This window comes from Pseudomonas sp. MM213, assembly GCF_020423045.1.
Taxonomy (GTDB): Bacteria; Pseudomonadota; Gammaproteobacteria; order Pseudomonadales; family Pseudomonadaceae; genus Aquipseudomonas; species Aquipseudomonas migulae.
In genome coordinates, this window is record NZ_CP081943.1 from 5403045 (window position 1) to 5424246 (window position 21202).

General features: G+C 58.0%; 14 protein-coding genes, 2 tRNA genes and 3 rRNA genes. 8 read left to right on the plus strand and 11 right to left on the minus strand.

Annotated elements, in window-relative coordinates; genetic code table 11:
- Positions 1-47 precede the first annotated feature (47 nt).
- From K5R88_RS24575 to K5R88_RS24595, 5 genes are all read right to left on the minus strand, one after another.
- Complete coding sequence (locus K5R88_RS24575; RefSeq protein WP_226298527.1) at positions 48-1013, minus strand: isopenicillin N synthase family dioxygenase; 966 nt, start codon at positions 1011-1013, stop codon at positions 48-50.
- Between the two features lie 140 nt (positions 1014-1153).
- Complete coding sequence (locus K5R88_RS24580; RefSeq protein WP_226298528.1) at positions 1154-2236, minus strand: BMP family ABC transporter substrate-binding protein; 1083 nt, start codon at positions 2234-2236, stop codon at positions 1154-1156.
- Positions 2237-2462: 226 nt separating this feature from the next.
- Positions 2463-3821, minus strand: coding sequence for an 8-oxoguanine deaminase (locus K5R88_RS24585; protein ID WP_223481881.1), 1359 nt, complete (start codon positions 3819-3821; stop codon positions 2463-2465).
- A gap of 259 nt (positions 3822-4080) precedes the next feature.
- Positions 4081-4767, minus strand: coding sequence for an SDR family oxidoreductase (locus K5R88_RS24590; RefSeq protein ID WP_192226999.1), 687 nt, complete (start codon positions 4765-4767; stop codon positions 4081-4083).
- Positions 4768-4792: 25 nt separating this feature from the next.
- Positions 4793-5143, minus strand: a complete 351-nt coding sequence (locus K5R88_RS24595; protein WP_008038769.1) for a MerR family transcriptional regulator — start codon at positions 5141-5143, stop codon at positions 4793-4795.
- A gap of 82 nt (positions 5144-5225) precedes the next feature.
- Here K5R88_RS24595 and K5R88_RS24600 point away from each other — a divergent pair, with 82 nt between their 5' ends.
- Entirely contained in the window at positions 5226-5657 is a 432-nt protein-coding gene (locus tag K5R88_RS24600; protein ID WP_008038770.1) for a hypothetical protein, read from the plus strand.
- Positions 5658-5706: 49 nt separating this feature from the next.
- On the opposite strand, the gene K5R88_RS24605 is transcribed toward K5R88_RS24600, so the two are convergent.
- From K5R88_RS24605 to K5R88_RS24630, 6 genes are all read right to left on the minus strand, one after another.
- Positions 5707-6633, minus strand: coding sequence for an ABC transporter permease (locus tag K5R88_RS24605; protein WP_008031350.1), 927 nt, complete (start codon positions 6631-6633; stop codon positions 5707-5709).
- The gene (locus tag K5R88_RS24610) at positions 6633-7739 is read right to left on the minus strand and encodes an ABC transporter permease (RefSeq protein WP_226298529.1); all 1107 of its coding nucleotides are present in this window, start codon (positions 7737-7739) and stop codon (positions 6633-6635) included. Before K5R88_RS24610 ends, K5R88_RS24605 begins: the two co-directional genes overlap by 1 nt.
- Before the next feature lie 11 nt (positions 7740-7750).
- Positions 7751-9316, minus strand: a complete 1566-nt coding sequence (locus K5R88_RS24615) for an ABC transporter ATP-binding protein (protein ID WP_226298530.1) — start codon at positions 9314-9316, stop codon at positions 7751-7753.
- Positions 9317-9846: 530 nt separating this feature from the next.
- Positions 9847-10428, minus strand: coding sequence for an IMPACT family protein (locus K5R88_RS24620; RefSeq protein ID WP_226298531.1), 582 nt, complete (start codon positions 10426-10428; stop codon positions 9847-9849).
- A gap of 7 nt (positions 10429-10435) precedes the next feature.
- Positions 10436-11086: a TetR/AcrR family transcriptional regulator gene (locus tag K5R88_RS24625; protein WP_226298532.1), complete on the minus strand. Its 651-nt coding sequence runs from the start codon at positions 11084-11086 to the stop codon at positions 10436-10438.
- A 223-nt stretch (positions 11087-11309) separates the two neighbouring features.
- Complete coding sequence (locus K5R88_RS24630; protein WP_008031360.1) at positions 11310-12230, minus strand: LysR family transcriptional regulator; 921 nt, start codon at positions 12228-12230, stop codon at positions 11310-11312.
- Between the two features lie 124 nt (positions 12231-12354).
- Here K5R88_RS24630 and K5R88_RS24635 point away from each other — a divergent pair, with 124 nt between their 5' ends.
- The 7 genes from K5R88_RS24635 (at position 12355) to rrf (ending at position 21082) form a co-directional block, all read left to right on the plus strand.
- The gene (locus K5R88_RS24635; RefSeq protein ID WP_192227006.1) at positions 12355-13704 is read left to right on the plus strand and encodes an aspartate aminotransferase family protein; all 1350 of its coding nucleotides are present in this window, start codon (positions 12355-12357) and stop codon (positions 13702-13704) included.
- 64 nt (positions 13705-13768) lie between these two features.
- Positions 13769-15262 (plus strand): CoA-acylating methylmalonate-semialdehyde dehydrogenase, encoded by a 1494-nt coding sequence (locus tag K5R88_RS24640; RefSeq protein WP_008031364.1) that lies wholly within the window; start codon positions 13769-13771, stop codon positions 15260-15262.
- 627 nt (positions 15263-15889) lie between these two features.
- Positions 15890-17426: ribosomal RNA gene (locus K5R88_RS24645) — 16S ribosomal RNA — on the plus strand.
- An 82-nt stretch (positions 17427-17508) separates the two neighbouring features.
- Positions 17509-17585, plus strand: a tRNA-Ile gene (locus K5R88_RS24650).
- Positions 17586-17613: 28 nt separating this feature from the next.
- A tRNA-Ala gene (locus tag K5R88_RS24655) sits at positions 17614-17689 on the plus strand.
- A gap of 236 nt (positions 17690-17925) precedes the next feature.
- Positions 17926-20819: ribosomal RNA gene (locus tag K5R88_RS24660) — 23S ribosomal RNA — on the plus strand.
- Positions 20820-20966: 147 nt separating this feature from the next.
- Positions 20967-21082 (plus strand): 5S ribosomal RNA (gene rrf, locus K5R88_RS24665).
- The 16S, 23S and 5S rRNA genes sit together here with 2 tRNA genes alongside, the layout of an rRNA operon.
- Positions 21083-21202: the final 120 nt, after the last annotated feature.

The window sequence follows — 21202 nt, forward strand, 5'->3', positions numbered from 1 at the left end:
TACAGGTGCTGACTGCAACAATTGGTAAAACCTGACCAAGAGGTTCATTACCCCGCCTCTTGCTCTCGCCGATAAGCATAGGTGTCGGCGAAGCGTGAGAGCAGGAATTCGGCGCAGGTGGTGGCCGGGTATTTCGCCGGGTGAAGGGCATCCTGACAACCGGGCAGGCATTCAATGCGCGTGTCGGGGTGCGGCTCGGCGAAGAACGGCATCGAGTAACGGTCCACACCCAGCGGGCTGATCACCCGGTGCGGCGTCGACAGATAACGGTCGTTGCTCCAGCGCGCCATCATGTCGCCGAGGTTGACCACGAAAGTGCCTTCGATGGGCGGCGCGTCGATCCAGTCGCCTTGCACGTTACGCACTTGCAGGCCACCGGCCGCGTCCTGATACAGCAGGGTGATGCAGCCGTAATCGGTGTGGGCGCCGGCGCCTTGCTGATCTGCGGAGCTGGCGGTGTGGCGCGGCGGGTAGTGGATCATCCGCAGCACGCTGACCGGTTCATGGAAGCGCGTGTCAAAGAAGTCGCGGTCGATGTTCAGCGCCATCGTCATCGCGCGCAACAGGGTTTGAGCCAGCGCCTGCATGTCGACGTAGTGTTGCTCCATCAGCGCTTCCCAACCGGGCATCGAGGGATGACGGTTGGGGCCGCGCAGCGGTTTTTCTGCCAGCACTTGCGGGTGATCGGCCGGCAGGTGCAGGCCCATGTCGAAGGTTTCTTTCAGGTCACTGGGCTTGCTCGGGTCGAGCTGTTCGGTGGCGATGGCGCCATAGCCGCGATGGTGTCGGGTCTGGGTGATGTCGATGCTGAGCTTTTCGGCGGCGGGCAGGGCGAAGAAGCGTCGGGCGTGATCAAGCACGGCGTCGATGCGTGCGGCACTGATCGGGTGACCCTTGATGTAGAAAAAGCCCCACTCGCGGCAGGCGCGGTCGATGCGTGTGGCGACGGATTGCCAGGCGGTCTGGTCATCGCTGTAGAGCGGGGCGATGTCGATGATGGGGAGGCTGTTCATACTGCGTTCCTGAGATGGAATGAGCTTTTGTAGGAGCTGGCTTGCCAGCGATGGCGGCGTCCTGTTCAACATTGATGTTGAATTTTATGGCCTCATCGCCGGCAAGCCGGCTCCTACAGGGGGGGGGGCGGGCTTGAGGGTTACTTCGGTATCTCGACCTTCATGCCTTCAACGTAGTAATTCATCGAGGCCAGTTCCGCGTTGCTCGCCGTCGCGCCCGCCGCAATTTTCTCCACGCCCGCCTGATCCTTGATCGGCCCGGTAAACGGATGCAACGCACCGCTCTTGATGTCCGCGATGATCTGTTCGGCCTCGGCTTTCACCGGCGCCGGCACCAGGTCGCTGATCGGCAGTTCAACCGTGCCTTCCTTCAAACCGCCCCAGTAATCCTGCGACTTCCACACATGGTCGATCACGCTTTGGGTCGCCTGAATGTAGTGCGGAGCCCAGTCGTTGACGATCGAGGTCAACACCGCTTTCGGCCCGAAGTGCGCCATGTCCGAAGCGTAGCCCACGGCATACACCCCGCGACGCTCGGCGGCCTGGATCGGCGCCGGGCTGTCGGTGTGCTGGAACACCACATCCACGCCTTGATCGATCAACGCGTTGGCGGCGTCGGCTTCCTTGCCCGGGTCGAACCAGGAATTGACCCACACCACTTTGATCTCGGTACCGGGGTTGTATTTGTTCAGGGCCAGTTGAATGGCGTTGATGTCGCGGATCACTTCCGGAATCGGGAACGAGGCGACGTAGCCGATCTTTTTGGTCTTGGTCATTTTCGCCGCGAGGAAGCCGCCGACGTAGCGACCTTCATAGGTGCGCGCCAGGTAGGTGCCGAGGTTCTTGTCCTGCTTGTAGCCGGTGGCGTGTTCGAAGGTCACCTTGGGAAACTGTTTCGCGACTTTCAGGGTCGGGTTCATGTAGCCGAAGGAGGTGGTGAAGATCAGGTCGTAGTTGTCCTTGGCCATGTTGCGGATCACCCGCTCGGCGTCGGCGCCTTCGGCGACGTTTTCCACGTACTGGGTGGTGATCTGCGAGCCGAATTTTTCGGCCAGCGCCTTGCGTCCCTGTTCATGCTGATACGTCCAGCCATGATCACCGATCGGGCCGATGTAGACGAAGCCGACTTTCAGCGGGTCAGCGGCGCTGACGGTCAGGCTGGCGCTCAGACCGAGGGTTGCAGCGACGGCGCACAGCAGCTTCTTCAACGGACGTTTATGCATGAATTCCCACTCCATTTTGTTTTGAGGTTGGAGGGGGTAATGCAAATTACTGACCAACAGGACAACAAATATCCGAAGCCGTGCGATGGCCTTCGCGGGCGAGCCTCGCTCCTACAGGTCGGCGTTGCTTTTGTAGGAGCGAGGCTTGCCCGCGAAGAGGCCCACAAGGCCAATAAAGTGCATGGCCATGCAAGGTTGCCATCCACTGGTGCGCTAAGACGTCCGATCAGACGCCAGCGATCAACTGCCGGGCCGCCTGGCTGTGATCGGCGATCAAGCCTTTGAGATCCAGCCCCTCAACCTGCCCGTCGATCACTCGCCACTTGCCTCCCACCATCACCCGGTCCGCCCGATCAGCCCCACACAACAGCAATGCCGAAACCGGGTCATGGCTACCGGAAAACCGCAGCTCATCCAGCTTGAACAACGCCAGGTCCGCCTGCTTGCCCACCGCCAGTTCACCGATATCGGTGCGCCCGAGCAAACTCGCCGAACCCTTGGTCGCCCACCCCAATACCAATTCCGGCGTGATCTTCTCGGCGCCATAACGCAGCCGCTGGATGTACAGCGCCTGACGGGTTTCGAGCATCATGTTCGACGCATCGTTGGACGCCGAGCCATCCACGCCGAGGCCCAGCAACGCGCCGGCGGCGGTCAGCTCCAGCGTCGGGCAGATGCCGGACGCGAGGCGCATGTTCGAGCTCGGGCAATGGCAAATGCCAGTGCCGGCCGCGCCGAGGCGGGCGATTTCATCCGGGTTGAAGTGGATGCCATGCGCCAGCCACGTGCGCGGGCCGAGCCAGCCGACGCTGTCCAGATAATCCACGGTGCGCAGGCCGAAGCGTTGCAGGCAGAAGTCTTCTTCGTCGAGGGTTTCCGCCAGGTGCGTGTGCAGGCGCACGTCGAGTTTGTTTGCCAGTTCGGCGCTGGCAGACATGATCTCCGGTGTCACCGAAAACGGTGAGCACGGCGCCAGGGCGATCTGGATTTGCGCGCCATCACCACGCTCGTGGTACTCGGCGATCAGGCGCTGACTGTCGTCGAGGATCACTTCGCCTTCCTGCACGGTCTGCTGCGGCGGCAGGCCGCCGTCCTTCTCGCCCAGACTCATGGAACCGCGCGTCAGCATGGCGCGCATGCCAAGGTCGCGGACGCTTTCGACTTGCACGTCTATGGCGTTTTCCAGGCCTTTCGGGAACAGGTAATGGTGATCGGCTGCGGTGGTGCAGCCGGACAGCAGCAACTCGGCCAGCGCGACTTTCGTGGCAAGGGCGAGTTTTTCAGGGGTGAGGCGTGCCCAGACCGGGTACAGGGTTTTCAGCCAAGGGAACAACGGTTGATTGACCACCGGCGCCCAGGCGCGGGTCAGGGTTTGATAGAAGTGGTGATGGGTGTTGATCAGCCCCGGCAGGATCACATGCTCGCGAGCATCGAATACTTGTCCACAGGGGGCGGACGGTTGCTGGCCGGCGGCGAGCACTTCGACGATCAAGCCGTCTTGCACAACCAGGCCGCCACGGGCATCGAGGCCATTGGCAGTGAAGATCGCGAGGGGATTTTTTAACCAGGTACGGGTCGCAGGCATGTTGGCCGGCTCCTCTGAAAGTTGGGTTCAGGTTAGCCAGCTCAGTGATTACCCTGTCTGCTGATCCAGGGTCGCCGCGAGGACGAGGTGCGCAGTGTCAAACAAAACCCAGTTGCAGGCAAGTCCGGCCGGACGACTGAACCTCGTGTGGAACGCGTACCTGTGGGAGCGAGCCTGCTCGCGATGGTGGGTCAGCTGCATCGGCGTCGACTGACACTCCATCGCGAGCAGGCTCGCTCCCACAGTGGATTGACGGCGTTTACCAGGGAATGTTTTCACCCCTGTAGTTCACGAAGTGGTGCCCGCCCTTGCCGGTGTAAGCATTCACCTGATCCACCAACCCACGCACACTGGTTTCCACGTCGATGTCAGCGCCTTCACCGCCCATGTCGGTTTTCACCCAGCCCGGATGCAGCGACAGCACCGTCAGTTTCTGATCGCCCAATTGCGTCACAAAGCTGTTGGTCATCGAGTTCAATGCCGCCTTGCTCGCCTTGTACAACGCCAGTTCCGGCGCGTCCGGCATGGTCACGCTGCCGAGCACCGAACTCATGAACGCCAGCACGCCGCTGTCCGGGCGAATCTGCCCGACAAAACGTTGTGCCAGGTTGATCGGCGCCACCGCATTGGTGAAGAACAACTGACCGACTTCAGCCAGCGTCGCACCGCCCGGCGTCTGCACGTCAGGGCCTTTTACGCCGGCATTCACGAACAACAGATCAAACACTTCACCCTTGAGCTGCTGACTCAGGGCGATGACGGCCTGCTGATCATCCATGTCGAGTTTTTCGATCCGCACCTTGCCCAGCGCCTGCAAGGCGTCGGCGTTCTGCGGGTTGCGCACGGTGGCGGTGACTTGCCAGCCGTCGGCCAGCAGGGTTTTCACCAGACCGAGGCCCAGGCCCCGGGAGGCGCCGATGATGAGTGCGGTTTTTGCCTTGGACATGAGTGGCTTCCTTGATGAATGAGGATCACGGATTTAATGGACAACGTTGCCCGAGCCGTTGTTGCAGCTCGTTGCGCAACGCGCCGAGTTCGTCCATTCGGGTTTCGATCAGTTTGAGTTTGTCTTGCAGCAATTGCGTGACGGCGCTGTCCGGATCGGGCGACCGCCACAACGCGGCGACGCTGTTGCCGATCTCGCCGAGGGTAAAGCCCAGCCGTTGAGCGGTCTTGATGTAGAGCACCAGTTGCACCATGTCATCCGGATATTCGCGATAACCGTTGGCGCTACGTTGCGCCGCGATCAATCCGCGCTGCTCGTAGAAGCGCAGCGTGTCGCGGCTGACGGCGCTGGCTTGGGCTAATTCACCGATGCGCATGTTGATGTCTCGAGAGGGCTTGACCCTGGAGCATACTCCAGGCTTTAGGCTTGTTGCTCCCTGAATTTATGGAGCAGTGCCGATGTGGACTTCAACGCAATATCGCCGCGTGGTGCGGGGCAGCGCCTGGTATGACTTGATCGTGACGGCGGCGTTCGTCACGCCGTGGAGTTTTACTGCGTTGCATGGGTTGTTGGCGGGTTTGAGTCAGGCTTTGAATTTGCCCGGCGAACTGCCGGCGTTCGAGCCGATGCACATGTTGATGGCGAACCTGTTGGGCTCGATCGTGTGCGTGTGGTCGGTGCTGCGGATTCGTGATCCGCAGCAGGTTTATGGCCGGTATGACGCCGTTGGCAGATTCCTGTTCTCCACTTGGCAGCTCTATGCCTTGCTCCATGGCGCCAGTTCGCTGTTGGTGATTTTTCTGGTTTTTGAATTGGCGTGGGGCGTGGCTCAGGTGTTGCCAGTGCGGACGCCTTCGCGGGCAAGCCACGCTCCTACAGGATTTGCATAACACCCGTAGGAGCGAGGCTTGCCCGCGAAGGGGCCGGAGCAGACAACCCCTAATGCCCACCCTGCCAAGGCTGCCCCAACGACACCGGCGCATACAACCGTGTGCGCACGGCATCCCGCGACAGCAGCACCAACACCACAATTGTCGCGACATACGGCAGCATCGCCAGCAGACTCGATGGAATCGCCAGCCCCAACCCCTGCGCCACCAGGTGCAGGATGCTGGCGAGCCCGAACAGATACGCCCCCAGCAGCAATCGCCACACCCGCCAACTGGCAAACACCACCAGCGCCAGGGCAATCCAGCCGCGACCGGCGCTCATGTTCTCCGCCCACATCGGCGTGTAGGCCAGCGACAGATACGCCCCGGCCAACCCCGCCATCGCGCCGCCGAACAGCACCGCCAGCGTCCGTACGCCCAACACCGGCAAGCCCATCGCACTGGCCGCATCCGGGTTTTCGCCGACGGCCTGAATGATCAGCCCGACACGACTTTTCACAATCACCCACGCCACCAGCGCAAACAACGCGAACGACAGATACACCAGCAGATCCTGTGCAAACAGCATCCGCCCGATCAGCGGGATTTCGCTGAGTAAAGGGATCGCCACCGGCTCAAAACCCGCCAGCGGTTTACCGACCCACGCCGCACCGACAAAGGTCGACAGGCCCACACCAAAGATCGTCAGCGCCAACCCGGTGGCCACCTGATTGGCGTTGAACACCAGCGCCACCAACGCAAACAGCGACGACAGCAACATTCCGGCGAGCATCGCCAGCAACACGCCAAGCCACAGGTTGCCGCTGTTCAGCGCGACGATAAAACCGATCACCGCGCCAAACAGCATCATGCCTTCCTGGCCGAGGTTGAGGACGCCGCTTTTCTCACAAATCAACTCACCCAGCGCCACCAACAGCAACGGCGTGCCGCAGCGCACCATGGCGTAGAAAATATTGCTCAACAGATCGATATCCATCACAGCGCTCCTGCTTGTACGACGGTGGCTGATGCGCGACGCGTCCAGCGCAAATGCAAACGCGGTCGGTAGAGAATCAGCACGTCACTGGCCAGCAGGAAAAACAGCATCATGCCCTGGAACAATTGCGTGATCGCTTGCGGCAGATTCATGCTCATCTGCGCGTTCTCGCCACCGATGTACAGCAATGCCATCAACAGGCTGGAAAACAGAATGCCGACCGGATTGAGCCGCCCGAGAAATGCCACGGTGATCGCGGCGTAGCCATAGCCGGGCGAGACTTGCGGCACCAACTGACCAATCGGCCCGGTGACTTCACACACGCCGGCCAGCCCTGCCAATCCGCCGCTGACCAACAGCGCCAGCCAGATCAGCCGTTTCTCGCGAAACCCGACAAAACCCGCCGCACGCTTGTCCAGCCCGAGCACTTTGATCTGGAACCCGACAAAGCTTTTCTGCAACAACACCCACACCGCCACCAACGCGAGCAGGGCAAAATAAACGCCGGCATGCACTCGACCGTCCTCCATCAACAACGGCAAACGGCTGGCATCGCCAAACATCGCCGACTCCGGAAAGTTGAACCCGGCCGGATCCTTCAGTGGCCCGTGTACGCAGAACAACAACAGGTTCAGGGCGATGTAATTGAGCATGATGCTGGTGAGGATTTCGTTGGCATTGAAGCGCGTGCGCAGCCACGCCGTCAGCCCGGCCCACGCCGCGCCGGCCAGCGTGCCGACGAGCAGGATCATCACCAATGCCCAGCGACTTTGCAGACCGATAATGTTCACCGCCAACGCACTGCCGGCCAGCGCGCCGAGCAGCAACTGGCCTTCGGCGCCAATGTTCCAGATCCGTGCCTGATACGCCACGGCCAGACCCAAGGCGCAGAGCAGAATCGGCAGCGCCTTGACCAACAATTCGGAGACGCCATACAAGTCGCTGACCGGGGCGATCAGCAAGGTGTGCAAGGTCAGCAACGGGTCATGGCCCAACGCGATAAACAGCAGCGAGCCGCAGGCCAATGTCAGGGCCGCCGCCAATAACGGCGAGCACCACAGCATCAGGCGCGATTGCTGGCCACGGGGTTCGAGGGAAAGCAGCATGTGAAACTCCGTTAAACCGTTGCGGGCGCAAGTGAGTGAGGGGCGTCGAACTGGCCGGCCATCCAGCCGCCGACGTCGATCAGGCGGGTGTCGACGGTCGCCCTGAGCGGCGACAAGCGTCCGCTGCACAAGGCGCCGAGGCGGTCGCTGATCTGGAACAGTTCATCGAGGTCTTCGGAGATCACCAGGATCGCTGCGCCGGCATCGCGCAAGGCGATCAGCGCGCGGTGAATGGTTGCGGCGGCGCCGACGTCCACGCCCCAGGTCGGGTGCGCGGCCACCAGCAGTTTCGGTTGCTGAAGAATCTCCCGGCCGAGGATGAATTTCTGCAAGTTGCCACCGGACAGACTGCGTGCCGGCGTTTGCGCATCGGGTGTCTTGACGCCGAAGCGGCGGATGATTTCTTCGGCCAGTGCTTTGACCTTGGTCCGCCGAACCAGCCCGTTGCGCACCAGGCCTTGTTGAAAGGCGCTGAGCAGGGCGTTGTCGGCCAGGCTCAATTCCGGCACCGCACCGTGCCCCAACCGTTCGGCAGGGACGAAGGCCAAGCCGAGTTTTCGGCGGGCATCCGGCGGCAAATGAGCCACCGCTTGCCCGCCAAAACGCAGGGTTGCACCGTCATTGCGGTGCAGGCGTTGTTCGCCACTGAGCAGCGCCAGCAGCTCATCCTGGCCATTGCCTGCCACTCCGGCGATGCCGACGATTTCGCCACGGCGTACGTGCAGGTCGATGTCCTGCAGCGAGCAGCCAAACGGATCGGGGTTGTGCCACGACAATGCGCTCACGTTCAAAAATGCCTCACCGCCCACGACCTTCGGGTAATCGGTGATCAGATCGGCCGCTTCCCCGACCATCAACTTCGCCAGTTGCTGATCCGAGCACTGCGCCGGCACGCAATGCCCGGCCACGCGACCGCCGCGCAGCACCGTGGCGCTGTGGCACAACGCGCGCACTTCACCGAGCTTGTGGCTGATAAACAGGATGCTGCAGCCCTCGGCCGCGAGTCGGCGCAGGGTGACGAACAATTCGTCGGCCTCTTGCGGGGTCAGCACCGAGGTCGGTTCATCGAGAATCAGCAGACGGATGTCCTGCATCAGGCACCGAATGATTTCCACCCGCTGCCGTTCGCCAATCGACAGGCTGTGGACCAGTCGCTCCGGTTCCAATGCCATGCCGTAGCGCCGGGACACTTCGCGAATTTTGGGCTCAAGTTGTTTTGGTGTACCGGCCGCCGCGCCCATCGCCAGTGCAATGTTCTGCGCAACGCTGAGGGTTTCGAACAACGAGAAGTGCTGGAACACCATGCCGATTCCCAAACCGCGAGCCTGAGCCGGGTTGCGCATGGTCACGCGCTGGCCTTGCCAGATCACCTCGCCAGAATCAGCGTGGGTGACGCCGTAGATAATCTTCATCAACGTACTTTTGCCCGCGCCGTTTTCGCCGAGCAGCGCATGGATTTCGCCGGGCGCAATACTCAGGTCGATGGCATCGTTGGCCAGGCAACCCGGGTAGCGTTTGCTGATTCTGCGCAGTTGCAGGCGAGGCGTTTGGTCGGGGATCGGCACGGGGTTGGGCATGACAGGCTCGGGTCGATGGAGTTGTGCCTGTGGATAAAGCAATTTCCTGGCCATTGAGTCAGGAAAATTGAAAATGCTTGCCGGCCAAGGCATCGGGGGCGCCGCTTCGCCACATTTCGATCCCGACGCAGCACCACATAAGGGCGAAGCAGTAGATCAGGCTCCGGTTTTGCGCAGGCCGATTTGGTCAAAAAACGAGCAACCCTTTGCAAGCCATGCCGGATATGGGGTCGCGCCAGCCATGAACGGGTTATCCACAGATTGCTCCACAGTATTTGTGCGCAAGCGCAAAGCTCGGGCATAAGCACTGAGCGGCTTTCTTCTAAAGGCGATAAACCACGCTAACTGATTGTTTTTACGTGGATTTAGTCTTTTTGAAGGCGTATTGAACAAAAAGTGAGCAATGCCCGCAAAGCCGCATGACAGAAGGGTTACAGCGGTATGTGCTCAGGTTATCCACAGCCGGGTGCACAGTAGATGTGGGCAAATACACGGGATCGATGGAAGGGCGTTGAGCGTTGTTGGTGCGCTCAGCGCTGCAACAGAATGCGCCCGCGACTCAAATCGGCCAGTTGCGTTTGCAGGGGGTCGATCTGCGCTTCGCCCATCGCCAATTTCAGCTCCACACCGTTGGCCGTGAACGTTTCCTCCACGACCAGCCCGCCAAGTTCTGCCACCCGCAGTTTCACCAGCGTCAGTTCGCCAAACCCGCAGGCGCAACTCAGCGGTACGCGGCTGATCAGCTCAACTTTCGGTGCCGCTTGCAGGCACTTGTTCGCGCCGCCGCCATACGCTCGGGCGAGGCCGCCGGTGCCGAGTTGAATGCCGCCATACCAGCGGATCACCAGCACCGCGACCTGGTCGCAATCCTGTGCATCGATGGCCGCCAGAATCGGACGCCCGGCGGTGCCGCCAGGCTCTCCGTCATCGGTGCTGCGGTATTGGGCGCCGAGTTTCCACGCCCAGCAATTGTGCGTGGCGTTCAGATCGCTGTGTTGCTCGATGAACGCCTGGGCTTCAGCAGGGCTGCTGATCGGTGCGGCGAAGGTGATGAAGCGGCTTTTGCGAATCTCTTCGCGGTATTCGCAAAAGTCGCTGAGGGTAAAAGGCATAAGAGTCTTAAATGGCTGGAGTCAGGCCGCAGCCTTTGAGAATGATGCGGATCAGGTTGTCGCCGGCGTCTTCCATGTCTTGCTTGGTCAGCTTGGTGCGGCCGCTGACCCGGCAAATCTGCGTGGCAAAGTCGGCGTAATGCTGGGTGCTGCCCCACAACAGAAAGATCAGGTTGACCGGGTCGACCTGGTCCATTTTGCCAGCGTCGATCCACGCTTGAAACACCGCCGCCCGGCCCTGGAACCAGGCGCGGTAATCCTGGTTGAAATATTCGGTCAGGCACTCACCGCCGCTGATCACTTCCATGGCGAAGACTCGCGAGGCTTGCGGCTGGCGGCGGGAGAATTCCATCTTGGCGCGAATGTACCGCGTCAGCGCTTCGGCCGGATCATCCTCGGCGGTGAGGGTGTTGAAAGTGCTGTCCCACAACTGCAGGATGTTGCTCAACACCGCCACGTACAACCCCAGCTTATTGGTGAAGTAGTAATGCAGGTTCGCCTTGGGCAACCCGGCATTCAGGGCGATGGTGTTCATGCTCGTGCCTTTGAACCCGTGACGGGCGAACTCGTCTTCGGCGGCTTTGATGATGGTCTCTTCGTTCTTCTGACGAATGCGGCTGGCAGGTTTGCCGCCGTGAGCGGGGACTTCAAAGGTCATAGGCACTTCCGAACAGGTGGGTGGGTGCAACCAATGCGTTGATAGCGCAACCACAGGCTCCAGACAAGTCCCGACACGATAAAACCTGACCACCACAAACCCCTGTAGGAGCGAAGCTTGCTCGCGAAGGCGTCTTAACATTCAACATTGATGTTGATTGAGCCGACGCCTTCGTCGGAGCGCCGCCCGGACCAAGCTTCGCTCCTACAGGTTTCCACCTTATTCAGCGTGTTGCGGCCAGGCTTTCCAAAAAGCTTTCCAGCACCAAATGCGGGCGACGTCCCTTGCGTGTCACCGATGCAAGGCTCAAGTCATAAAACCGTGCTGTCGGTTTCAGCGCACGCAAGCGCCCTTGTTGCACCCAGAGGCTGGCGTAGTGGTCCGGCAGGTAACCGATGTAGCGCCCGGTGAGAATCAGAAACGCCATGCCTTCGCGGTCTGACGCACTGGCGGTGCAATTGAGTGCCTGGTAATGCGCCTGAATCTCGGCCGGCAAGCGGAAGGTCGGGGCGATGGCGTCCTGACTGTTGAGGCGCTCATCGTCCAGTTGTTTGTCGTCGACATAAAACAACGGATGACCAACCGCGCAATACAGCAGCGAACGTTCACTGTAGAGCGGCTGATATTCCAGCCCCGACAGGGCGCTTGCCTGCGGCACCACGCCGACATGCAAGCGGCCGTCGAGCACGCCTTGCTCGACTTCATTGGGCGCGATCATGCGGATCTGAATCTGCACGTCCGGCCCGCGCTCCTTCAATTGCGCCAACGCATGAGTGATACGCATGTGGGGCAGGGTGACCAGGTTGTCGGTCAGGCCGATGGTCAATTCGCCGCGCAGGTGTTGGTGCAGACCGTTGACCTCGGTGCGGAAACTTTCCAGCGCACTCAATAGCTGCAATGCCGATTGATACACCTCGCGGCCTTCTTCGGTCAGGGAAAACCCGGCGCGGCCTCGTTGGCACAGGCGCAGGCCGAGGCGCTGTTCCAGGTCGCTCATCTGCTGGCTGATCGCCGAGCGGCCGATCCCGAGCACCGACTCCGCCGCCGAGAAACCACCGCATTCCACCACGCTGCGAAAAATCCGCAGCAAGCGGATATCAAAGTCGCTGACTTGTGCCAGCGGATCGGGGCGTCGAGTGCTCATAGTTTAGCCCTGGCCTGACTGAACGTTAGAAAAGTTGGATTTCACCGACTTTATCCCCGTGGCAATTTAGCTGCAAGAACGCTTTTCATCTCCACGCCGCTTATTGCCTTGCGAGGTTTTGCCCATGAACTTGCCTGAAAACGCCCCGAACTCCCTGGCCAGCCAGCTCAAGCTCGATGCTCACTGGATGCCCTACACCGCCAACCGAAATTTCCAGCGCGATCCGCGACTGATCGTGGCGGCTGAAGGCAGTTGGCTGACGGACGACAAGGGTCGCAAGGTCTACGATTCGCTGTCCGGTCTGTGGACCTGCGGCGCCGGGCACACCCGCAAGGAAATCCAGGAAGCGGTTGCCAAGCAACTGGGCACGCTCGATTACTCGCCGGGCTTCCAGTACGGTCATCCGCTGTCGTTCCAACTGGCGGAGAAAATCACCGACCTGACGCCGGGCAATCTGAATCACGTGTTCTTCACCGACTCGGGTTCCGAGTGCGCTGACACTGCGGTGAAGATGGTCCGCGCTTACTGGCGTCTGAAAGGCCAGGCGACCAAAACCAAAATGATCGGCCGCGCCCGTGGTTACCATGGTGTGAACATCGCCGGCACCAGCCTCGGCGGCGTCAACGGCAACCGCAAAATCTTCGGGCAGGCGATGATGGACGTCGATCACCTGCCGCACACCTTGCTGGCGAGCAATGCTTACTCGCGCGGCATGCCAAAAGAGGGCGGTATCGCTCTGGCCGATGAGTTGCTCAAACTGATCGAGCTGCATGACGCTTCGAACATCGCCGCTGTATTCGTCGAGCCAATGGCTGGTTCCGCTGGCGTGCTGGTTCCGCCTGAGGGCTACCTCAAGCGTCTGCGCGAGATCTGCGATCAGCACAACATCCTGCTGGTGTTCGACGAAGTGATCACCGGCTTCGGCCGTACCGGTTCGATGTTCGGCGCTGACAGCTTCGGCGTGACCCCGGACCTGATGTGCATAGCCAAGCAAGTCACCAACGGTGCGATCCCGATGGGCGCAGTGATTGCCAGCTCCGAGATCTACCAGACCTTCATGAACCAGGCGACGCCTGAGTACGCGGTGGAATTCCCGCACGGTTACACCTATTCCGCGCACCCGGTGGCTTGCGCCGCTGGTCTTGCCGCACTCGACCTGCTGCAGAAGGAAAACCTGGTGCAGAGCGTGGCCGACGTTGCACCGCATTTCGAAAATGCACTGCACGGCCTTAAGGGCTCGAAAAACATCATCGACATTCGTAACTACGGCCTGGCCGGTGCTATCCAGATCGCGCCGCGTGACGGCGATGCCATCGTGCGTCCGTTCGAAGCGGGCATGGCGCTGTGGAAAGCCGGGTTCTACGTGCGCTTCGGCGGCGACACCCTGCAGTTCGGCCCAACCTTCAACAGCAAGCCGCAAGACCTTGATCGTCTGTTCGACGCGGTCGGCGAAGTGCTGAACAAAATCGACTGATTTCCCCTTCTATATAGAGGCGCCCGTTGACGGGCGCCTGTGGACAACTTTTCTGGAGCCCCGCATGAGCCTTATCCCGCATTTGATCAACGGCGAACTGGTGACCGAAGACGGTCGCACGGCCGACGTGTTCAACCCGTCTACTGGCCAGGCGATTCACAAACTGCCATTGGCCAGCCGCGAAACCATCCAGAAAGCCATCGACTCAGCCAAGGCTGCGTTCCCGGCCTGGCGCAATACTCCGCCGGCCAAACGTGCGCAGGTAATGTTTCGCTTCAAGCAACTGCTGGAACAGAACGAAGCACGTATCGCCCAACTGATCAGCGAAGAACATGGCAAGACGCTGGAAGATGCTGCCGGTGAATTGAAGCGCGGTATCGAGAACGTCGAGTTCGCTTGCGCGGCACCGGAAATCCTCAAGGGCGAGTACAGCCGTAACGTCGGCCCGAACATTGATGCCTGGTCGGACTTCCAGCCGTTGGGCGTGGTCGCCGGTATTACTCCGTTCAACTTCCCGGCGATGGTGCCGCTGTGGATGTACCCGCTGGCGATCGTCTGCGGCAACTGCTTCATCCTCAAACCTTCCGAGCGTGATCCGAGCTCGACGCTGTTGATCGCTCAGTTGTTGCTCGAAGCCGGTCTGCCGAAAGGCGTGTTGAGCGTGGTGCATGGTGACAAGGCTGCAGTGGACGCGCTGATCGAAGCGCCGGAAGTCAAAGCATTGAGTTTCGTTGGCTCGACGCCGATTGCCGAATACATCTATGCCGAAGGCACCAAGCGCGGTAAACGCGTTCAGGCACTGGGCGGCGCGAAGAACCACGCGGTGCTGATGCCGGATGCAGATCTGGATAACGCCGTCAGCGCTCTGATGGGGGCGGCGTACGGTTCCTGCGGCGAGCGTTGCATGGCGATTTCGGTAGCCGTGTGCGTTGGCGACCAGGTGGCCGATGCGTTGGTGGCCAAGCTGACTCCGCAGATCAAGGCATTGAAGATTGGCGCAGGTACCACTTGTGGTCTGGACATGGGGCCGTTGGTTACCGGTCAGGCTCGTGACAAAGTCAGTGGCTATGTAGAAGACGGCGTTGCCTCCGGTGCAACCCTGGTCGTGGATGGTCGTGGTCTGAGCGTCGCCGGTCATGAAGAAGGTTTCTTCCTGGGCGGTTGCTTGTTCGATAACGTCACGCCAGAGATGCGTATCTATAAAGAAGAGATCTTTGGGCCAGTGCTGTGCGTCGTCCGGGTGAACAGCCTGGAAGAGGCGATGCAACTGATCAACGATCACGAGTATGGCAACGGCACCTGCATCTTTACCCGTGATGGGGAAGCGGCGCGGTTGTTCTGCGATGAGATCGAAGTCGGCATGGTTGGCGTCAACGTGCCGTTGCCGGTGCCGGTGGCTTATCACAGCTTTGGCGGCTGGAAGCGTTCGCTGTTCGGCGATCTGCATGCGTATGGCCCGGATGGCGTGCGCTTCTACACCCGTCGCAAGGCCATTACTCAGCGTTGGCCACAGCGTGCGAGCCATGAAGCATCGCAATTCGCATTCCCTAGCTTGTAAGTAGAAGGGAAGAAGGCCGAGCCCCTTGGGGCTCGGCCTTCGTGTTTTCGGGCTTTTTTGACCCGTATGACAGAAATGTGAAAATAGGTGTTGACGGCAGATTCTAGAAGTCTATAATTCGCCCCACTTCCGGCGCAGTCGAAACGGAAAACTCCTTGGTAAGCAACGAGTTACGCAGTTTTCGACAGCGAGTTGCTTCAGGTCATCGAAGCCCAGAAGGAGTTGAGAGAGCGGTGTTGTTTGGCTCTTTTGACGGTTCGATCTTCTCGGTCGAAAGCGGAGAAAAAGAGGTGTTGACAGCAGCGAGTAACGCTGTAGAATTCGCCTCCCGCTAACGAGAGATCGGAGGCGCAAGTGGTTGAAGTTGCAAAGGAAACTTTGAAAACTTCTGAAAATAACCGCTTGACAGATACAGAGGACGCTGTAGAATGCGCGCCTCGGTTGAGACGAAAGATCTTAACCAACCGCTCTTTAACAACTGAATCAAGCAATTCGTGTGGGTGCTTGTGGAGTCAGACTGATAGTCAACAAGATTATCAGCATCACAAGTTACTCCGCGAGAAATCAAAGATGTAACCAACGATTGCTGAGCCAAGTTTAGGGTTTCTTAAAAACCCAAAGATGTTTGAACTGAAGAGTTTGATCATGGCTCAGATTGAACGCTGGCGGCAGGCCTAACACATGCAAGTCGAGCGGTAGAGAGAAGCTTGCTTCTCTTGAGAGCGGCGGACGGGTGAGTAATGCCTAGGAATCTGCCTGGTAGTGGGGGATAACGCTCGGAAACGGACGCTAATACCGCATACGTCCTACGGGAGAAAGCAGGGGACCTTCGGGCCTTGCGCTATCAGATGAGCCTAGGTCGGATTAGCTAGTTGGTGAGGTAATGGCTCACCAAGGCGACGATCCGTAACTGGTCTGAGAGGATGATCAGTCACACTGGAACTGAGACACGGTCCAGACTCCTACGGGAGGCAGCAGTGGGGAATATTGGACAATGGGCGAAAGCCTGATCCAGCCATGCCGCGTGTGTGAAGAAGGTCTTCGGATTGTAAAGCACTTTAAGTTGGGAGGAAGGGCATTAACCTAATACGTTGGTGTCTTGACGTTACCGACAGAATAAGCACCGGCTAACTCTGTGCCAGCAGCCGCGGTAATACAGAGGGTGCAAGCGTTAATCGGAATTACTGGGCGTAAAGCGCGCGTAGGTGGTTTGTTAAGTTGGATGTGAAATCCCCGGGCTCAACCTGGGAACTGCATTCAAAACTGACAAGCTAGAGTATGGTAGAGGGTGGTGGAATTTCCTGTGTAGCGGTGAAATGCGTAGATATAGGAAGGAACACCAGTGGCGAAGGCGACCACCTGGACTGATACTGACACTGAGGTGCGAAAGCGTGGGGAGCAAACAGGATTAGATACCCTGGTAGTCCACGCCGTAAACGATGTCAACTAGCCGTTGGGAGCCTTGAGCTCTTAGTGGCGCAGCTAACGCATTAAGTTGACCGCCTGGGGAGTACGGCCGCAAGGTTAAAACTCAAATGAATTGACGGGGGCCCGCACAAGCGGTGGAGCATGTGGTTTAATTCGAAGCAACGCGAAGAACCTTACCAGGCCTTGACATCCAATGAACTTTCCAGAGATGGATTGGTGCCTTCGGGAACATTGAGACAGGTGCTGCATGGCTGTCGTCAGCTCGTGTCGTGAGATGTTGGGTTAAGTCCCGTAACGAGCGCAACCCTTGTCCTTAGTTACCAGCACGTAATGGTGGGCACTCTAAGGAGACTGCCGGTGACAAACCGGAGGAAGGTGGGGATGACGTCAAGTCATCATGGCCCTTACGGCCTGGGCTACACACGTGCTACAATGGTCGGTACAGAGGGTTGCCAAGCCGCGAGGTGGAGCTAATCCCATAAAACCGATCGTAGTCCGGATCGCAGTCTGCAACTCGACTGCGTGAAGTCGGAATCGCTAGTAATCGCGAATCAGAATGTCGCGGTGAATACGTTCCCGGGCCTTGTACACACCGCCCGTCACACCATGGGAGTGGGTTGCACCAGAAGTAGCTAGTCTAACCTTCGGGAGGACGGTTACCACGGTGTGATTCATGACTGGGGTGAAGTCGTAACAAGGTAGCCGTAGGGGAACCTGCGGCTGGATCACCTCCTTAATCGACGACATCAGCTGCTCCATAAGTTCCCACACGAATTGCTTGATTCATTGAAGAAGACGATAAGAAGCAGCCCGAAATTGGGTCTGTAGCTCAGTTGGTTAGAGCGCACCCCTGATAAGGGTGAGGTCGGCAGTTCGAATCTGCCCAGACCCACCAATTTTTGTGTGGGATCCTGTAGCAATACGGGGCCATAGCTCAGCTGGGAGAGCGCCTGCCTTGCACGCAGGAGGTCAACGGTTCGATCCCGTTTGGCTCCACCACTACTGCTTCTGATTGTATAAAGCTTAGAAATGAGCATTCCATCGTGATGGTGGTGAATGTTGATTTCTAGTCTTTGGCTAGATCGTTCTTTAAAAATTTGGGTATGTGATAGAAAGATAGACTGGATAGCACTTTCACTGGTGTTTATTCAGGCTAAGGTAAAATTTGTGAGTTTAATCGCGAATTTTCGGCGAATGTCGTCTTCACAGTATAACCAGATTGCTTGGGGTTATATGGTCAAGTGAAGAAGCGCATACGGTGGATGCCTTGGCAGTCAGAGGCGATGAAAGACGTGGTAGCCTGCGAAAAGCTTCGGGGAGTCGGCAAACAGACTTTGATCCGGAGATGTCTGAATGGGGGAACCCACCTAACATAAGTTAGGTATCTTAAGCTGAATACATAGGCTTAAGAAGCGAACCAGGGGAACTGAAACATCTAAGTACCCTGAGGAAAAGAAATCAACCGAGATTCCCTTAGTAGTGGCGAGCGAACGGGGACTAGCCCTTAAGTGGCTTTGAGATTAGCGGAACGCTCTGGAAAGTGCGGCCATAGTGGGTGATAGCCCTGTACGCGAAAATCTCTTAGTCATGAAATCGAGTAGGACGGAGCACGAGAAACTTTGTCTGAATATGGGGGGACCATCCTCCAAGGCTAAATACTACTGACTGACCGATAGTGAACTAGTACCGTGAGGGAAAGGCGAAAAGAACCCCGGAGAGGGGAGTGAAATAGATCCTGAAACCGTATGCGTACAAGCAGTGGGAGCCCACTTTGTTGGGTGACTGCGTACCTTTTGTATAATGGGTCAGCGACTTATTTTCAGTGGCGAGCTTAACCGAATAGGGGAGGCGTAGCGAAAGCGAGTCTTAATAGGGCGTCTAGTCGCTGGGAATAGACCCGAAACCGGGCGATCTATCCATGGGCAGGTTGAAGGTTGGGTAACACTAACTGGAGGACCGAACCGACTACCGTTGAAAAGTTAGCGGATGACCTGTGGATCGGAGTGAAAGGCTAATCAAGCTCGGAGATAGCTGGTTCTCCTCGAAAGCTATTTAGGTAGCGCCTCATGTATCACTGTAGGGGGTAGAGCACTGTTTCGGCTAGGGGGTCATCCCGACTTACCAAACCGATGCAAACTCCGAATACCTACAAGTGCCGAGCATGGGAGACACACGGCGGGTGCTAACGTCCGTCGTGAAAAGGGAAACAACCCAGACCGTCAGCTAAGGTCCCAAAGTTATGGTTAAGTGGGAAACGATGTGGGAAGGCTTAGACAGCTAGGAGGTTGGCTTAGAAGCAGCCACCCTTTAAAGAAAGCGTAATAGCTCACTAGTCGAGTCGGCCTGCGCGGAAGATGTAACGGGGCTCAAACCATACACCGAAGCTACGGGTATCATCTTCGGATGATGCGGTAGAGGAGCGTTCTGTAAGCCTGTGAAGGTGAGTTGAGAAGCTTGCTGGAGGTATCAGAAGTGCGAATGCTGACATGAGTAACGACAATGGGTGTGAAAAACACCCACGCCGAAAGACCAAGGTTTCCTGCGCAACGTTAATCGACGCAGGGTTAGTCGGTCCCTAAGGCGAGGCTGAAAAGCGTAGTCGATGGAAAACAGGTTAATATTCCTGTACTTCTGGTTATTGCGATGGAGGGACGGAGAAGGCTAGGCCAGCTTGGCGTTGGTTGTCCAAGTTTAAGGTGGTAGGCTGGAATCTTAGGTAAATCCGGGATTCTAAGGCCGAGAGCTGATGACGAGTGTTCTTTTAGAACACGAAGTGGTTGATGCCATGCTTCCAAGAAAAGCTTCTAAGCTTCAGGTAACCAGGAACCGTACCCCAAACCGACACAGGTGGTTGGGTAGAGAATACCAAGGCGCTTGAGAGAACTCGGGTGAAGGAACTAGGCAAAATGGCACCGTAACTTCGGGAGAAGGTGCGCCGGTGAGGGTGAAGGACTTGCTCCGTAAGCTCATGCCGGTCGAAGATACCAGGCCGCTGCGACTGTTTATTAAAAACACAGCACTCTGCAAACACGAAAGTGGACGTATAGGGTGTGACGCCTGCCCGGTGCCGGAAGGTTAATTGATGGGGTTAGCTAACGCGAAGCTCTTGATCGAAGCCCCGGTAAACGGCGGCCGTAACTATAACGGTCCTAAGGTAGCGAAATTCCTTGTCGGGTAAGTTCCGACCTGCACGAATGGCGTAACGATGGCGGCGCTGTCTCCACCCGAGACTCAGTGAAATTGAAATCGCTGTGAAGATGCAGTGTATCCGCGGCTAGACGGAAAGACCCCGTGAACCTTTACTATAGCTTTGCACTGGACTTTGAATTTGCTTGTGTAGGATAGGTGGGAGGCTTTGAAGCGTGGACGCCAGTTCGCGTGGAGCCATCCTTGAAATACCACCCTGGCAACTTTGAGGTTCTAACTCAGGTCCGTTATCCGGATCGAGGACAGTGTATGGTGGGTAGTTTGACTGGGGCGGTCTCCTCCTAAAGAGTAACGGAGGAGTACGAAGGTGCGCTCAGACCGGTCGGAAATCGGTCGTAGAGTATAAAGGCAAAAGCGCGCTTGACTGCGAGACAGACACGTCGAGCAGGTACGAAAGTAGGTCTTAGTGATCCGGTGGTTCTGTATGGAAGGGCCATCGCTCAACGGATAAAAGGTACTCCGGGGATAACAGGCTGATACCGCCCAAGAGTTCATATCGACGGCGGTGTTTGGCACCTCGATGTCGGCTCATCACATCCTGGGGCTGAAGCCGGTCCCAAGGGTATGGCTGTTCGCCATTTAAAGTGGTACGCGAGCTGGGTTTAGAACGTCGTGAGACAGTTCGGTCCCTATCTGCCGTGGACGTTTGAGATTTGAGAGGGGCTGCTCCTAGTACGAGAGGACCGGAGTGGACGAACCTCTGGTGTTCCGGTTGTCACGCCAGTGGCATTGCCGGGTAGCTATGTTCGGAATAGATAACCGCTGAAAGCATCTAAGCGGGAAACTAGCCTCAAGATGAGATCTCACTGGGACCTTGAGTCCCCTGAAGGGCCGTCGAAGACTACGACGTTGATAGGTTGGGTGTGTAAGCGCTGTGAGGCGTTGAGCTAACCAATACTAATTGCCCGTGAGGCTTGACCATATAACACCCAAGCAATTTGACTACTCGAAAGAGCATCAGATTGCGGTGTGTGAAGACGCAATGAACCGAAAGTTCGAGAAACAAACACACAAACTATCGCATACCCAATTCGCTGGAACGTCGTAAGACGCGTCAGCTCAAGAATTTCTTGACGACCATAGAGCATTGGAACCACCTGATCCCATCCCGAACTCAGCAGTGAAACGATGCATCGCCGATGGTAGTGTGGGGTTTCCCCATGTGAGAGTAGGTCATCGTCAAGATTAAATTCCGAAACCCCAATTGCGAAAGCAGTTGGGGTTTTGTTTTGCCCGCAGGAAAGTTCGTACAGCATTACCGGACAGCTCCCGGCTGTCACAGTCTCCCGACAATGCTAAGGTTCG